The organism is Streptomyces sp. NPDC087859, assembly GCF_044742595.1.
GTDB lineage: Bacteria > Actinomycetota > Actinomycetes > Streptomycetales > Streptomycetaceae > Streptomyces > Streptomyces canus_F.
Genome location: NZ_JBIUUU010000008.1, coordinates 395,052 through 408,884, shown reverse-complemented (window position 1 = coordinate 408,884; position 13,833 = coordinate 395,052). Strand labels below are relative to the sequence as shown.

At 72.4% G+C, this 13,833-nt stretch carries 16 protein-coding genes and 2 pseudogenes; 9 read left to right on the top strand and 9 right to left on the bottom strand.

Going from position 1 to position 13,833, the window contains the following annotated elements; genetic code table 11:
• Together ACIOHP_RS22030 and ACIOHP_RS22025 are read right to left on the bottom strand one after the other, a co-directional pair.
• Positions 1-1,827 carry a glycoside hydrolase family 15 protein gene (locus tag ACIOHP_RS22030; RefSeq protein ID WP_401889873.1) on the bottom strand — a complete coding sequence of 609 codons (1,827 nt, stop codon included), beginning with the start codon at positions 1,825-1,827 and terminating at the stop codon, positions 1-3.
• Between the two features lie 58 nt (positions 1,828-1,885).
• Positions 1,886-2,665 (bottom strand): DeoR/GlpR family DNA-binding transcription regulator, encoded by a 780-nt coding sequence (locus ACIOHP_RS22025; RefSeq protein WP_401889870.1) that lies wholly within the window; start codon positions 2,663-2,665, stop codon positions 1,886-1,888.
• 137 nt (positions 2,666-2,802) lie between these two features.
• Between ACIOHP_RS22025 and ACIOHP_RS22020 the strand changes: the two genes are divergently transcribed.
• Positions 2,803-3,687: an SIS domain-containing protein gene (locus tag ACIOHP_RS22020; protein ID WP_401889867.1), complete on the top strand. Its 885-nt coding sequence runs from the start codon at positions 2,803-2,805 to the stop codon at positions 3,685-3,687.
• Between the two features lie 8 nt (positions 3,688-3,695).
• The gene (locus tag ACIOHP_RS22015) at positions 3,696-4,544 is read left to right on the top strand and encodes a ketose-bisphosphate aldolase (protein WP_401889864.1); all 849 of its coding nucleotides are present in this window, start codon (positions 3,696-3,698) and stop codon (positions 4,542-4,544) included.
• A gap of 5 nt (positions 4,545-4,549) precedes the next feature.
• On the opposite strand, the gene ACIOHP_RS22010 is transcribed toward ACIOHP_RS22015, so the two are convergent.
• Positions 4,550-5,683: a methyltransferase gene (locus tag ACIOHP_RS22010; protein ID WP_361544644.1), complete on the bottom strand. Its 1,134-nt coding sequence runs from the start codon at positions 5,681-5,683 to the stop codon at positions 4,550-4,552.
• A gap of 67 nt (positions 5,684-5,750) precedes the next feature.
• Between ACIOHP_RS22010 and ACIOHP_RS22005 the strand changes: the two genes are divergently transcribed.
• On the top strand, positions 5,751-6,425 hold the full coding sequence (locus tag ACIOHP_RS22005; protein WP_401889861.1) for an alpha-ketoglutarate-dependent dioxygenase AlkB family protein: 675 nt from the start codon (positions 5,751-5,753) through the stop codon (positions 6,423-6,425).
• 36 nt (positions 6,426-6,461) lie between these two features.
• Complete coding sequence (locus tag ACIOHP_RS22000; protein WP_401889859.1) at positions 6,462-7,706, top strand: ROK family protein; 1,245 nt, start codon at positions 6,462-6,464, stop codon at positions 7,704-7,706.
• On the opposite strand, the gene ACIOHP_RS21995 is transcribed toward ACIOHP_RS22000, so the two are convergent.
• Positions 7,692-8,531 carry a helix-turn-helix transcriptional regulator gene (locus ACIOHP_RS21995; protein WP_361543848.1) on the bottom strand — a complete coding sequence of 280 codons (840 nt, stop codon included), beginning with the start codon at positions 8,529-8,531 and terminating at the stop codon, positions 7,692-7,694. The genes ACIOHP_RS22000 and ACIOHP_RS21995 overlap by 15 nt on opposite strands.
• Before the next feature lie 101 nt (positions 8,532-8,632).
• On the opposite strand from ACIOHP_RS21995, the gene ACIOHP_RS21990 reads away from it, so the two are divergent.
• Positions 8,633-9,340: an SDR family NAD(P)-dependent oxidoreductase gene (locus ACIOHP_RS21990; protein ID WP_401889856.1), complete on the top strand. Its 708-nt coding sequence runs from the start codon at positions 8,633-8,635 to the stop codon at positions 9,338-9,340.
• On the opposite strand, the gene ACIOHP_RS21985 is transcribed toward ACIOHP_RS21990, so the two are convergent.
• A complete protein-coding gene (locus ACIOHP_RS21985; protein ID WP_401889854.1) occupies positions 9,307-9,621 on the bottom strand; it encodes a hypothetical protein in 315 nt (104 codons plus the stop codon). The two genes, ACIOHP_RS21990 and ACIOHP_RS21985, sit on opposite strands and share 34 nt — an antisense overlap.
• 83 nt (positions 9,622-9,704) lie before the next feature.
• Here ACIOHP_RS21985 and ACIOHP_RS21980 point away from each other — a divergent pair, with 83 nt between their 5' ends.
• Both ACIOHP_RS21980 and ACIOHP_RS21975 read left to right on the top strand, forming a co-directional pair.
• Positions 9,705-10,706, top strand: a complete 1,002-nt coding sequence (locus ACIOHP_RS21980) for a LuxR C-terminal-related transcriptional regulator (RefSeq protein ID WP_401889852.1) — start codon at positions 9,705-9,707, stop codon at positions 10,704-10,706.
• A 10-nt stretch (positions 10,707-10,716) separates the two neighbouring features.
• Positions 10,717-11,166 (top strand): RpiB/LacA/LacB family sugar-phosphate isomerase, encoded by a 450-nt coding sequence (locus ACIOHP_RS21975; RefSeq protein WP_401889850.1) that lies wholly within the window; start codon positions 10,717-10,719, stop codon positions 11,164-11,166.
• Between the two features lie 12 nt (positions 11,167-11,178).
• On the opposite strand, the pseudogene ACIOHP_RS21970 reads toward ACIOHP_RS21975, so the two are convergent.
• Positions 11,179-11,307, bottom strand: a pseudogene (locus tag ACIOHP_RS21970) (transcriptional regulator); the annotation flags it as partial.
• Position 11,308: 1 nt separating this feature from the next.
• On the opposite strand from ACIOHP_RS21970, the pseudogene ACIOHP_RS21965 reads away from it, so the two are divergent.
• Both ACIOHP_RS21965 and ACIOHP_RS21960 read left to right on the top strand, forming a co-directional pair.
• Positions 11,309-11,548: pseudogene (locus ACIOHP_RS21965) on the top strand (ketol-acid reductoisomerase); the annotation flags it as partial.
• A 47-nt stretch (positions 11,549-11,595) separates the two neighbouring features.
• The gene (locus ACIOHP_RS21960) at positions 11,596-12,138 is read left to right on the top strand and encodes a GNAT family N-acetyltransferase (RefSeq protein WP_401889847.1); all 543 of its coding nucleotides are present in this window, start codon (positions 11,596-11,598) and stop codon (positions 12,136-12,138) included.
• On the opposite strand, the gene ACIOHP_RS21955 is transcribed toward ACIOHP_RS21960, so the two are convergent.
• The 3 genes from ACIOHP_RS21955 to ACIOHP_RS21945 are packed head-to-tail and all read right to left on the bottom strand — an operon-like array spanning position 12,135 to position 13,822.
• Positions 12,135-12,311 (bottom strand): DUF1272 domain-containing protein, encoded by a 177-nt coding sequence (locus tag ACIOHP_RS21955; RefSeq protein WP_401889845.1) that lies wholly within the window; start codon positions 12,309-12,311, stop codon positions 12,135-12,137. The two genes, ACIOHP_RS21960 and ACIOHP_RS21955, sit on opposite strands and share 4 nt — an antisense overlap.
• A gap of 21 nt (positions 12,312-12,332) precedes the next feature.
• Positions 12,333-13,241, bottom strand: a complete 909-nt coding sequence (locus tag ACIOHP_RS21950) for a phosphotriesterase (protein WP_401889842.1) — start codon at positions 13,239-13,241, stop codon at positions 12,333-12,335.
• On the bottom strand, positions 13,238-13,822 hold the full coding sequence (locus ACIOHP_RS21945; RefSeq protein ID WP_401889839.1) for a DUF4865 family protein: 585 nt from the start codon (positions 13,820-13,822) through the stop codon (positions 13,238-13,240). Before ACIOHP_RS21945 ends, ACIOHP_RS21950 begins: the two co-directional genes overlap by 4 nt.
• Positions 13,823-13,833: the final 11 nt, after the last annotated feature.

Genomic DNA, 13,833 nt, shown 5'->3' with positions numbered 1-13,833 from the left:
TCAGCCCAGCGCGCGATCCAGGTTGAACGCCGCGCTGATGAGCGCGAGATGCGTGAACGCCTGCGGGAAGTTGCCCTGTTGCTCGCCGGTGTGGCTGATCTCCTCGGCGTACAGGCCCAGATGGTTGGCGTACGTGAGCATCTTCTCGAAGGCGAGCCGTGCCTCGTCGACCCGGCCGGCGTGCACCATCGCCTCGACGTACCAGAAGGAGCAGATGGAGAACGTGCCCTCGTCGCCGCGCAGTCCGTCGGGGCTGGCCAGCGGGTCGTAGCGGTAGACCAGGGAGTCGGAGACCAGCTCCTGGGTGAGCGCGTCCAGGGTGGACAGCCACTTGGGGTCGGTCGGGGCGATGAACTTCGTCAACGGCATCATGAGGACGGCCGCGTCCAGCACGTCGCCGTCCTCGTGCTGCACGAACGCCTTACGGGTCTCGGACCAGCCGCGGCTCATGATCCGCCGGTAGATCGTGTCCCGGCACTCCAGCCAGCGCGGCAGATCGGCCGGCAGACCACGGCGGTTCGCCATGCGGATCGCCCGCTCGATCGCCACCCAGCACATGAGACGTGAGTAGAGGAAGTTCTTGCGGCCGCCCCGGGTCTCCCAGATCCCCTCGTCGGGCTGGTCCCAGTGCGCGCACACCCACTCCACCAGGGCGCACACGTCGTCCCACTGGTCGCTGGAGATCGGCTTGGCCCACTTGTCGTAGAGGTAGATCGAGTCGATCAGCGCGCCGTAGATGTCCAGCTGGAGCTGGTCCGCCGCGGCGTTGCCGATCCGCACCGGCGCGGAGCCCTGATGCCCTTCGAGGTGGGGGAGTTCGATCTCGGTCAGGTCGGTGCGGCCGTCGATGCCGTACATGATCTGCAGCGGTCCGGAGGGTTTGCCGTCGCCCGGACTGATGTGCTTGGTCACGAAGTTCATGAACGCCTCGGCCTCGCCGGTGAAACCGAGCCGCAGCAGGGCGTACACGCAGAACGCGGCGTCCCGCACCCACACGTACCGGTAGTCCCAGTTGCGTTCCCCGCCCAGCTGCTCGGGCAGGCTCGTGGTCGGCGCGGCCACGATCGCGCCCGTCGGCGCGTAGGTGAGCAGCTTCAGGGTGAGGGCCGAGCGGTGCACCATCTCCCGCCACCGGCCCCGGTACTTGGAGGCGGAGAGCCAGCGGCGCCAGTAGGCGACCGTGCTGCTGAACTGCTCCTCGGCCTCGGTGCGGGCGCATCTGCGCGGGGTCACCTCACCACCGACCTGGTCCAGCGCGAACACCGCCGACTCGCCCTCGGCGAGCTTGAAGTCGGCACGGGCGTCCTGGCCGTCGGTCTCCAGGGGCACGGTCGCGGTCAGGCCGAGCGAAAGCTGTGCCGATTCGAAGACGGCGACGTCTCCGGCCATGCGCACGGCGTGCGGCTGCCTGCCGTAGTCGAACCGCGGGGCGACGCGGGTGCGGAACGGGATGGAGCCGCGTACGCACACCACCCGCCGGATCAGCCGGTGCCGCTCGGTCTCGGCCGACTCGCCGTCCACCGGCATGAAGTCCTGCACCTCGCCGACGCCGTCCTCGGTGAAGAAGCGGGTGATCAGGACGTTGGTGTCGGGGAAGTAGAACTGCTTCGTCTTCGCGGGCACCGATGCGGCGAGCTGGAAGGAGCCGCCGCGCTCCGCGTCGAGGATCGAGGCGAAGACGCTGGGGGCGTCGAAGGCCGGGCAGCAGTACCAGTCGATCGTGCCGTCCGTGCCCACCAGCGCCACGCTCCGCAGGTCGCCGATCAGCCCGTGCTCGGCGATCGGCAGATACGGCTGGTCCGGCTGGTCCAAAGGTGTTGCGCTCATCGCGGCCTCCCTGCAACCACCCTAGGTCGGTTCGGCCCGGCAGGTGCTGCGAACGGACTCAGACCGCGACGACCCGGACCCCCGCCTCCTCGAAGGACCGCACGGCGCCCTCGTCGGCCGCCGTGTCCGTGACCAGCGTGTCCACCGCGTCGGAGCCGCAGATCCGGGCGAAGGCGCGCTGCCCCAGCTTGCTGGAGTCGGCGGCGACGATCACCCGCGCGGCGCGCTCGCACAGCAGCCGGTTGATGGCGGCCTCGGCCTCGTCGTGCGCGGCCGCGCCGTGCGTGACGTCGAAGGCGACCACCCCGAGCACCGCCACGTCGATGGTGATCTGGCTCAGCACCCCGTCGGCGAGCGGCCCGATGAGCTCGTACGACTGCGGACGCGCCACCCCGCCGGTCACCACGATCTTGAACTGCGGGCGTACGGCCAGCTCGTTGGCGATGTTCAGCGCGTTGGTGACGACGGTGAGCGCGGGGGAGCCGGATGCCAGCTCAGGGCGCACGGCCAGGGCGCGGGCCACCTCGGTGGTGGTCGTGCCGCCGGTGAGGCCCACGGCTGTGCCGGGGGTGACGAGACCGGCGACGGCCCGGGCGATGCGCTGCTTCTCGGAGGCGTGCCGGGCCGTCTTGTAGCGCAGCGGCAGCTCGTAGGACACCCCGTGCACGACCGCGCCGCCCCGGGTGCGCACGAGCATCTGCTGCTCGGCCAGCTGGTCGAAGTCGCGGCGGATCGTGGCGGACGAGACCTGCAGCTCGGCGGCGGCCTCCTCGACGTCCAGCCGGCCGCGCTCCACGAGCAGTTCCAGCAGCGACTTCCAGCGGGCGTCGCGGGACATTCGCGCCCTCCATTCCTCGATCTCCCCGTGACCCTAGCGCACCCCGATGTCACGTGAATGCTTGATTCTGCTCGAAAACTCGCTATATCTTGCAGAAACAATCACCGCGGTGTTCGTTGACGGGGAGGGACCGCGACATGACGCATGTCGAGGACGAGCTGGTCAGTCAGCCCGAGTGCTGGATCCGCGCGGCGGCCGAGGCGCCGGACCATGCCGCCGTGCTGCCGGCGCCGGGGGAGCGGGTCGCGATCGTGGGGTGCGGCACCTCGTACTTCATGGCGCAGTCCGTCGCGGCGCTGCGCGAGGGCGCGGGCCAGGGCGAGACGGACGCCTTCGCCGCGTCGGAGTACCCGCACGGCCGCCCGTACGACCGTGTCCTCGCCCTCACCCGCTCCGGAACCACCACCGAAGTGCTGGAACTGCTCCGGCGGTTGAAGGGCCGTACCCGTACCACGGCCCTCACCGCCGACCCGCACACGCCGGTCATGCGGGCCGCCGACGACGTCGTCGTGCTCGACTTCGCGGACGAACGGTCCGTCGTGCAGACCCGGTTCGCGACCACCGCCCTGACCCTGCTCCGCGCCCACCTCGGGCTGCACACCGACGCCGTCGTCGCCGACGCCCGCACCGCACTCGCCGCCCCGCTGCCGGACGGACTCGTCGACTGCACGCAGTTCACCTTCCTCGGCCGCGGCTGGACCGTGGGGCTGGCCAACGAGGCCGGGCTGAAGATGCGCGAGGCGGCACTGTCCTGGACCGAGGCCTACCCGGCGATGGAGTACCGGCACGGCCCCATCAGCATCACCACCCGGGGGACCGCGACCTGGATGCTCGGCGAGGCGCCCGAGGGACTGGCCGAACAGGTGCGGGAGACCGGCGGACTGTGGGTCGCGGGCGGTCTCGACCCGCTCGCCGAACTGGTCCGCGCCCAGCGGCTCGCCGTGGCCGTCGCCGCGGACCGGGGGCTCGACCCGGACCGGCCACGCCATCTCACCCGTTCCGTGATCCTCGCCGGTTCGTAGGAGCAGCCGTGCCTCTGGTGACCACCGGCGAGCTCGTCGCGCGGGCCGCCGCCGCGCACCGCGCCGTCGCCGCGTTCAACGTCGTCACGCTCGAACATGTCGAGGCGGTCGTCGCCGGCGCCGAGTCGGCTGACGCCGCCGTCGTCCTCCAAGTCAGCGAGAACGCCGTCAAGTTCCGCCTCGGACGACTGCAACCCCTCGCCCGCGCCGCCGTCGCCGCGTGCGAACGTGCCGCCGTCCCCGTCGCGTTGCACCTGGACCACGTCCGCAGCGACTCCCTCCTGCGGCAGGCCGCGGACGCCGGATTCAGCTCCGTGATGTACGACGCAGCCCACCTGCCCTACCGGGAGAACCTCGCCGCCACCCGTGCCGCAGCGGACTGGGCCCATGCCCAAGGCCTCTGGATCGAGGCGGAGTTGGGCGAGGTCGGCGGCAAGAACGGCGAGCCTCCGCTCGACGCCCACACGCCCGGCGCCCGCACCGACCCCGCCGAGGCCCGCACCTTCGTGACCGACTCCGGCGTGGACGCTCTCGCCGTCGCCATCGGCAGCTCGCACGCGATGACCACCCGCACCGCGACCCTCGACCACGCCCTCCTCGCCCGCCTCTCCGGCGCGCTGGAGGTACCGCTCGTCCTGCACGGCTCGTCGGGTCTGCCGGACGACGAACTGACCGCCGCCGTCGCGGGCGGCATCACCAAGGTCAACATCGGCACCGCCCTCAACATCGCCATGACCGGCGCCATACGCGAGTTCCTCACCGCCCACCCCGAGGCGGTCGACTCGCGCAAGTACCTGGGTGTGGGGCGGGCGGCGATGGCGCGGGCCGTGGCGGAGATCATCCGGGTGCTGGGCTGACGCGGCTACTTCCTGACAGCCCTCAGCACCACGAACTTCGGGTCGCTGGCCATCAGTTCACTGTTCCCGAACAGCCGGCGCAGCTTGGCGTGGTAGCCCAGATGACGGTTGCCGATCACCCACAGCTCGCCGCCCGGCCGCAGTGCGCCGTGCGCGCCCGTGAACATCCGCCAGGCCGTGGCGTCGGTGGTGGTCTGATGGGAGTGGAACGGCGGATTGTTGAGCACGAGGTCGGCGCTCCCGTCCGCCACTCCGGCGAGCCCGTCCCCGACCCGGAACTCGGCATGCCCCGGAACGCCGTTCGCCTTGTACGTCGCCTCCGCCGAGGCCACGGCCTGGAACGACTCGTCCACGAACAGCACCTCGGCATCGGGGTTCGCCAGCGCCACCGCCGTACCGACGACCCCGTTGCCGCAGCCCAGGTCCACGACGCGCTGCGCACCCTTGCTGTCCGGCAGGTGCTGGAGGAAGAACCGGGTGCCGATGTCGAGCCGGTCGGCACAGAAGACACCCGCGTGATTGACCACGGTGCGCCCCGAGACCGCGCCGACGCCGTCGGGCAGCTCATAGCGGTACGGCCACGGGCTCGTGGTCGTGCGCGGCGCCGGCCCGGGCGTGCAGAAGATGAGCCGCGCCTTCTTCTCGGCGAGCGAGGTGCGGGTCGGTCCGAGGATCCGCTCGAACAGCTTCAGCGTCGAGGTGTGGATCTCCTTCGCCATCCCGGTCCCGACGACGACGGTGCCCTCGTGCACCGCGGGCGCCAGCCGCAGCAACTGGTCCTCCAGCAGGGCCAGGCTCTTCGGCACCCGCACCAGCAGGACGTCGATCCGGCCGGGCGGCGGGTCCTGGGTGGTGAGGAGCCGTACCGCCCCGGTCTCGACACCGCCCCGGGCCAGGTTCGCCCGGGTCGCCTCCTGGGAGAGGTACGAGTCGGTGATCTGCACCGGCCGGTGCGCGGCGAGCGCCGTGGCCAGCGCGCCCCAGCGGTCGCCCAGGACAACGACCGTGCCGGACAGCGGGACCGCCTGTTCGGCCAGGTGCGTCAGCAGGTACTCGTCCGAGGCGTCCCAGGCACGAAGCCTGTCACGCGGGTCCTCGGGGAAACGGGCCAGCGCGAGCTGGCCCCAGGGCGTCGCCATACGGTCGTTCATCGTGGGTCCAGGCTAGCGGAGCCGCAGCTCAGGACTGTTCGGGCAGGATGGCCTCATGGACACCGAGCTGTTCCCCAGGCCCCGCACGGAGGTCGCGCCGGGCGCGGTGCACCTGCCGGACTGGCTCGACGCGGGCCGGCAGCACGAGCTGCTGGGGGCCTGCCGCGAGTGGGCCCGCCCCCCGGCGGGGCTGCGTTCGGTCCGCACCCCCGGCGGCGGCACGATGACGGCCCGGCAGGTCTGTCTGGGCTGGCACTGGTACCCGTACGCCTACGCCCGCACCGTCGTCGACGGCGACGGCGCCCCGGTCAAGCCGTTCCCCGAGTGGCTGGGGGAGCTGGGCCGCAGCGCGGTGCGGGACGCGTTCGGGGCGCCCTCTGCCACGGCGGGGAGCGCACCCGGGGCGTCCTCACCGTCGTACGACATCGCACTGATCAATTTCTACGACGGCGACGCCCGCATGGGCATGCATCGCGACAGCGACGAGAGGGCGGACGACCCGGTGGTCTCCCTGAGCCTCGGCGACACCTGTGTCTTCCGGTTCGGCAACACCGAGACGCGGGCGAAGCCGTACACGGACGTCGAGCTGCGCAGCGGCGACCTGTTCGTGTTCGGCGGGCCCTCGCGGCTCGCTCACCACGGGGTGCCGAAGGTGTACCCGGGTACCGCGCCCCCGGAGTTGGGGCTGGCCGGGCGGCTGAACATCACGCTCAGAGTCAGTGGCCGGTAGGACGGCGGCACAGCGGATCATGGGAGACTCGCCCTCATGAGCGGCAAGGCGGACCCCCGGCCGACGGGGGAAGGAACGACCTCGAGGACGCGGTTGGACCGGGGACGCGGTGCGCTCGGGCCCGCTCTGGAGCTCGTGCACACCGGACGCGCCCCCACCCGTGCCGTGCTCACCGCCGAACTCGGAGTGACGCGCGCCACTGCCGGCGCGGTCGCCGCCGAACTGGAGGCCCTCGGGCTGATCCGGGTCGACGCCCGGCCCGGCGCGGCCGCCGGTTCGCAGGGCCGGCCCTCGCACCGGCTCGCGATCGCCGAGGAAGGCCCCGTCGTCCTCGCCGCGCAGGTGCACGCCGACGGATTCCGGGCGGCGCTGGTCGGCCTGGGCGGACGGATCGTCGCCACCGCACCCGGCTGCGAGACCGTCGACGCCGACCCGGCGAAGGTCCTCGCCTCGGTCGTCGAGGCGGGCGCCGAGCTGCTGCGTACCACCGGTCTGCGCTGCGTGGGCGCCGGTCTCGCGGTCCCCTCCGCCGTCGCCGAGCCCGACGGGACCGCGCTGAACCCGCTGCACCTGGCCTGGCCCGTGGGCGCCCCCGTCCGCCGGATCTTCGCGGAGTGCGTCCGTGCCGCCGGGATCGCCGGACCGGCCTTCGCGGGCAACGACGTCAACCTTGCCGCGCTCGCCGAGCACCGGCACGGCGCGGGCCGCGGCGCCCGCGACCTGCTGTGCGTGGCCACCGGGCACCGGGGCGTCGGCGGGGCGCTGGTCCTCGACGGCCGTCTGCACACCGGCAGTTCGGGCCTCGCGCTCGAAGTCGGCCACCTGACCGTCAACCCCGAGGGCCGTCCCTGCCACTGCGGCAGCCGCGGCTGCCTGGACGTCGAGGCCGACCCGCTCGCCTTCCTCGACGCCGTGGGCCGCGCGCCCGGACCCGAGGTGTCCCTGCTCCAGCAGTCCAACGAACTGATCCGCGACCACTACGACGACCCGGCCGTCCGCACCGCCACCGAGGCCCTCATCGACCGCCTCGGACTGGGCCTCGCGGGCCTGGTGAACATCCTCAACCCGGACCGCATCATCCTCGGCGGCCTGCACCGCACCCTCCTCGACGCCGACCCGCACCGGCTGCGCGCGGTCGTCGCCGACCGCAGCCTGTGGGGGCAGAGCGGCGGCGTACCGATCCTCGCGTGCACCCTCGACCACAACAGCCTGGTCGGTGCCGCCGAGTTGGCGTGGCAGCCGGTGCTGGACGACCCGCTGGGGGCGCTAACCCGCCAGTGACTGGATGCCGAGCACGGAGACCAACTCCAGCTTCTCGGCGGCCTCGGTGCCCGGTTCGGCCGAGTAGACGAGGATGTGCAGATCGCTGCCCTCGACCCGGAGCAGATCGCAGTCCAACGTCACCGGGCCCACCTGCGGATGCTCGATCGTCTTGCGCGAAGCCTCCAGCCGGCCGACCGCACCGGCGTCCCACAGCTCGGCGAACCGCTCGCTGCCCGCCCGCAACTCCGCTATCAGGCGCCGCAGTTGCGGGTCGGCGGGATACCGCGAGGCGGTCGAGCGCAGTTCGGCGACCATGCCGGCCTCGAAAGCGCGCCGCTCCTCGGGAGTGTGCCGGACCCGGCCGGGCGCGCCGAGGAAGTTGCGCCACACCCCGTTGCGTTCGAAGCCGCGCAGACCGGAGGGGTCGCCCATCAGCGCCGCGTACATCGGATTGGCCACGAGCAGGGTCATCGCCGCGTCGGAGACCCCGACGGGGGTGCCCACCAGCCGGTCAAGCAGCCGCTGCACGCTCGGCGTGATGTACCCGGGCACCGTCTCGGGACCCGGCGGCACCAGCCCGGCCAGCCGGAACAGATAACCCCGCTCGTCCCCCGACAGCCGCAGCGCCCGCGCCAGCGCCTCCACGACCTGTCCCGACGGACTGGCCGCCCGGCCCTGCTCGAGACGGGTGACGTAGTCGACCGAGATTCCCGCCAGCAGCGCCAGTTCCTCGCGCCGCAGCCCGGCCGCCCGCCGCTGACCACCGGACGGCAGCCCCGCGGCCCCGGGGGCGACCCGGTCGCGCCAGCGCCGCAGCGCCCGCCCCAGCTCCGTCGTCGTCATGCCTCCAGTCAACCGCGTCGGCCGACACCGTGCCTGGTACTGCCAGTCCCAGGAAGAAGGGTCTTCTGGCTGTCCCGCCGGTCCGGCGGGACGGTGGATCCATGACTACGACACTCATCACCGGAGCCAACAAGGGCCTGGGCCTCGAGGCCGCCCGCCAACTCGTCGCCGCAGGTCACACCGTCTACATCGGCGCCCGGAACGCCGAACGCGGCCGCCACGCCGCCGCACGGCTCGGCGCCCGCTTCGTCCAGCTCGACGTCACCGACGACGCCTCCGTCCAGGCCGCCGTGAAGACCATCGAGGCCGAGGGCGGGCTCGATGTCCTGGTCAACAACGCCGGCATCGAGGTCCGGGGCGAGAACAACGCCATCCCGGCCGCCGCCGACACCACCGCCGACGAGATGCGCACGGTGTTCGAGACCAACGTCTTCGGCGTCGTCCGTGTGACCCACGCCTTCCTGCCGCTGCTCCGGCGGTCCGCGGCCCCCGTCGTCGTGAACGTGAGCAGCGGCCTGGCCTCGCTGTCCCGGCTGTCCGACCCGGACTCACCGGCGCACTTCTACCCGGCCCTGGCGTACCCGGCCTCCAAGACCACGGTCAACATGATCACCGTGCAGTACGCGAAGGCGTTCCCCGAGATGCGTATCAACGCCGTCGAGCCGGGCTTCACCGCCACCGACCTCAACGGCCGCACGGGCACCCAGTCCGTCGAGCAGGGCGCCGAGATCATCGTCCGCATGGCCCGGCTGGGCCCCGACGGCCCGACCGGCCGCTATGTCGACGTCGACGGCTCGCTGCCCTGGTGATCCTCGGCGGTCTCCAGGATCCGCGTCCGAGGCGCCCCGGCCAGCGCCGGGGCGTTCCCGGGCGAGGCCCATACCGTCGACTTCAGGAATCCCAGGAACCGCTCGGCAGCCGCCACGTCGTCGAAGTCGAGGTCCACGACGACATAGGCGGGGTCGTCGACGGGCCGCTGGACGCGATGGCGCCTCACGCCCGCGTCGGCGCGCGCGGCCGCGAAGCGGTCGAAGGCCGTCTTCCAGGTGGCGAAGTCCGTGATCGGATGCTCGATGTGCAGGGTCGGCATGCTTCCTCCTCGGCGCTCGTCACCAGGCTGCGCCGGACCGCACACCGCCGTACATCCCAGAAATATGGGGATACGCTCGGACCATGTCCGGACGGGACCGCGTCGTGCGGCTGTGCGAGGCGGGCGGCGATGCCCGGGAACTGCGTCTGCGGCTCCTCGACGAGCTCCGCGCCACCATCGGGTTCGACGCGTACGCCTTCCTCCTCACCGACCCGGAGACCTCGGTGGGCTGTGCCCCGATCGCCGACGTCCCCGTCCTGCGGGAGCTGCCCCGGGCGATCCGCCTCAAGTACCTGACACGGGCGAACCGTTGGACGGAGCTGAGGGACGCCGCCCTGCTCAGCGACCTCCCCGACCGCTCGGCGAGCCCGCTCTGGAACGAGCTCCTGCGCCGGCACGGCATCCGCGACATCGCCTCGGCGGTCTTCCGGGACCGCCACGGCACTTGGGGCTTCCTCGACCTGTGGCGCCGCGACCGCGACTTCACCCCGGCGGAGGCGGCTCTCCTCGCCGACCTCACGGTCCCGATCACGACGGCGCTGCGCCGCAGCCAGGCCGCCACCTTCGTCGTGCGACCGCCCCACGAGCCCCGCTCCGAACCCCTGGTGCTGGTGCTCTCGCCCGACATGGGGGTCGTCGGCCAGACCCCGGGCACCCACGCCTACCTGCGTGTCCTGGTCCCTCCGGAGAACGGCCGCCCGACCGTGCCGGCCGGCGCCTACAACGTCGCCGCCCAGCTCCTGGCCGTGGAGGCCGGGGTCGACGACCATCCGGCACGGGCCCGCGTCCACCTCGCCGACGGACTCTGGCTGACCCTGCGCGCCGCGCGCATGGAAGGCGCCGTCGCCGTCACCATCGAGGAGTCCGCACCCGCCGAGCGGCTGTCCGTCTTCTGCCGGGCCCACGCCCTCAGCGCCCGGGAGACCGAACTCGTCGGCCTGCTCGCCAAGGGCGGCGACAGCCGTACGGTCGCCGCCACCATGCACGTCTCCGAACACACCGTGCAGGACCACCTGAAGTCGGTGTTCGCGAAGACGGGCACCCACAACCGCCGCGCCCTGCTCGCCCGCGCGCTCGGCGCGTAGGCTCGGGGGCATGCGGATCTCCGTCTCCTCGGACATGGACGAACCCGTGGCCCGCGGCCTCGTCGCCGAGCTGCGCGCACGCGGTCACGAAGTGACCGCCCACGGGGCGTTGCACCCCGGTTCCGACCCCCAGTGGGCGGCGTGCTCGGAGGCGGCGGCCCGGGACGTCGCCACCGGAGCGGCGGACCAGGCGGTCGTGTGCTGCTGGACCGGCACGGGCGCGTCGATCGCCGCGAACAAGGTCCCGGGCGTACGGGCCGCCCTGTGCACCGACGCCTACACCGCGGACGGCGCCCGCCGCTGGAACGACGCCAACGTCCTCGCCCTCAGTCTGCGCCTGACCTCCGAGCCGCTGCTCAAGGAGATCCTCGACGCCTGGTTCACCGCCGAGGCGAGCGAGGACGCCGAGGACCGGGAGAACATGGCCCGTATCGGGCGCCTGGACCGCAGGGAGCCCTGAACCCGGGCGGGCTCAGGGCGCCGTGAGGCTCCACAGCGCGGCCACCAGCGGTCGGCGCAGATCGGCCCGCCGTACACACAGCCCGATGGGGAACGGCTCCGGCGCGGGATCCGCCGCGACGACCGACAGCCGGTCGCGCACCATGCCCTACATGCACGCCCGCGACGTCGCCCACATGGTCGACAACTGCTCCCGCACGGCCCGCCTCGGCGCCCGCCGCCGGGGCCCGCGCTTCCAGAGCGCCTACGAGCAGATCGCCTTCCCGGCCGCCGGACTCCCGGCGGACACCGTCCTGTTGGCGGCCTTCGACGCCCACCCGGTGCACGACGCCCTGGCCGCGGCGGCCAAGCTGAGGCCGTCGGTGGACATCTCGGTGGCGTAGGAGGAAATGGTTTGTGGTCGGTGCTCCCGGTCGGATAGGAAGCCTGCATGCTCAAAGGCACCAAGGTCGGGCTCAGGGCCCGCCACGAGGACGACATCCCGATCCTGCGGACCGAGCTCTACGACGACGTGGCCAACTCCGCGCGGGCCGAGGGCCGGCCGTGGCGGCCGATCTCGCCGGGCTCCAAGGACTCGCGGCTCGTGGTGGACGACGAGCAGGAAGGGCACGTTCCGTTCTCCGTGGTGGAGCTGGACGGCGGCACCCTGATCGGCACCGCCACCCTGTGGGGCATCGACAACCACAACCGGTTCGCGCACATCGGCCTCGGACTGCGTCCGTCCGCTCGCGGCCAGGGCTACGGCACCGACGTGGTCGCGGTGCTGTGCCATTACGGCTTCATCGTGCGCGGCCTGCATCGGCTCCAGATCGAGACGCTGTCGGACAACGCCGCGATGCTGCGCTCGGCCGAGCGCAACGGCTTCGTCCGCGAGGGCGTGCTGCGCTCCTCGGCCTGGGTGATGGGCGAGTTCCTCGACGAGGTGCTGCTCGGGCTCCTCGCCCAGGACTGGAAGCCGGGTTCGAAGGGTTAGGTCCTCCGCGGCCGGGGGACCAGTTCGCCGCCGCAGTTGGGGCAGATGCCCTGCATCGCCTCGGTGCAGGGCACACAGAAGGTGCACTCGTACGAGCAGATGCGGGCCGGGGCGTCCGGTGGCAGCGCGGCCGTCTCACAGCGTTCGCATCTCTCGCGCATCTCCAGTGCCATCCGTACTCCCGCTTTCTCCGGTCAGTGCCACTCGACGGCGAGGGCCCGCCCAGGATTCTCGCTCATGATGCGTTCGACCAGTTCGGCGCCCAGTTCCGCCGCCAGTCGCGGCCGTACCCGGCGCAGCAGATACGGCATCCCGGGACCGCCGTTGACCGAACGGGCCGCCGCGGTCGTCGTGTCGCCGCCCAGGAGTAGTCGATCGCCGTGGCCCGCCTCGGCAAGGGCCCGTACGGCGTCCGGCATGCGCCAGTCCGTGGCGTGGTTCGCGCGTGAGGGACCGTCGAAGGCCAGGTAGCAGCCGGTCGCCGCGGCCTGCCGGTGCACCACGAGGTCGGGGGAGCGGTTCAGATGGCCCAGGATCACCCGGTTCGGCGCGACGCCCAATCCGCCGCACAGCAGGTCCAGTACGTCGAGCGCGCCGGTGCCCAGCTCCAGGTGGACCGCGATCGGCGCACCGGTCGCGTGGTGTGCCTCGGCGGCCGCGGTCATCGTCCAGCGGGCGTGTGCGTCGAGGGCGTGGAAACCGCCGGCGACCTTGATGAGTCCGGCGCGGACGCCCGATGTGCCGATCCCGTCGGTCAGTTCGGCGACGAAGACCTCGGCGAGCCTGTCGCCCAGTTCCCTCAGGGTCCGGTCGTCGTAGTGGACGGCCTGGTGCAGCCCGGTCGCGGCCACGATCAGGACCCCCGTCTCCCGGGACAGCGGCGGCAGGTCGGCGGCCCGTCTCCCCAGCCCGTACGGCGTCCACTGCACGACGCTGTGCCCGCCCTGGGCGCGGAACGCCGCCAGCTCCGCGCGGGCCGCGGACACGTCCCGCAACTCCTGCCCGGGCAACCGAGGGCTGCCGAAGAACAGATGGTCGTGCGCGTCGCACATACCGAGCCGCTCCGGCCCCACGTCCCCGGCAACCGTACGGACCGCGCTCACCACCGGCGCCCCCGCGGCAGCCCGGCGAGCCCCGGCGCCGACAGGTGCAGCACCTGGAACACATCGCCGTCGGCCTTGGGCGTGTCATGGGCCCAGAGCGAGAAGTGGAGCAACTCCCAACGGCTGGAGTCCACGACGGCTGCCGCGAGCACCGCCCCGTCCTGCGCCGCCAGCCGCCCCGCCTCACGCACCGCGTCTTCCATGACCTCCGCCAACTCCACTCCGTCCGGCACGGGTCGCCGCCTCCGTACGGCGACCTGTGCGGGCGAACCGGCGGCGCCGCCCTCCTCGTGGGCCAGCCCGGTCCACTGCCGGACCGACGGCCGCCCGAAGTCGTCGCTCAGCCTCTGGAAGGCACCTCCCCACAGGAAGGAGTTCATGCCCGCCAGGGTGTCCCAGAGGTAGAACGGTGCGTACTGGTTCACCGGCGAGCCGTGCACCCCGCGCTCACGCATCAGGTACGCCTTGAGTCCGAGGCCCTCCCACTCGTCGAGGAGATGTCCGACGCGGGCCACGCGACCGCGGATCACGCCCATGTCGTAGTCGGCGGGCAGGGTGAGTTCGTACTGCATGGCATGCATCGCGTGCCTCC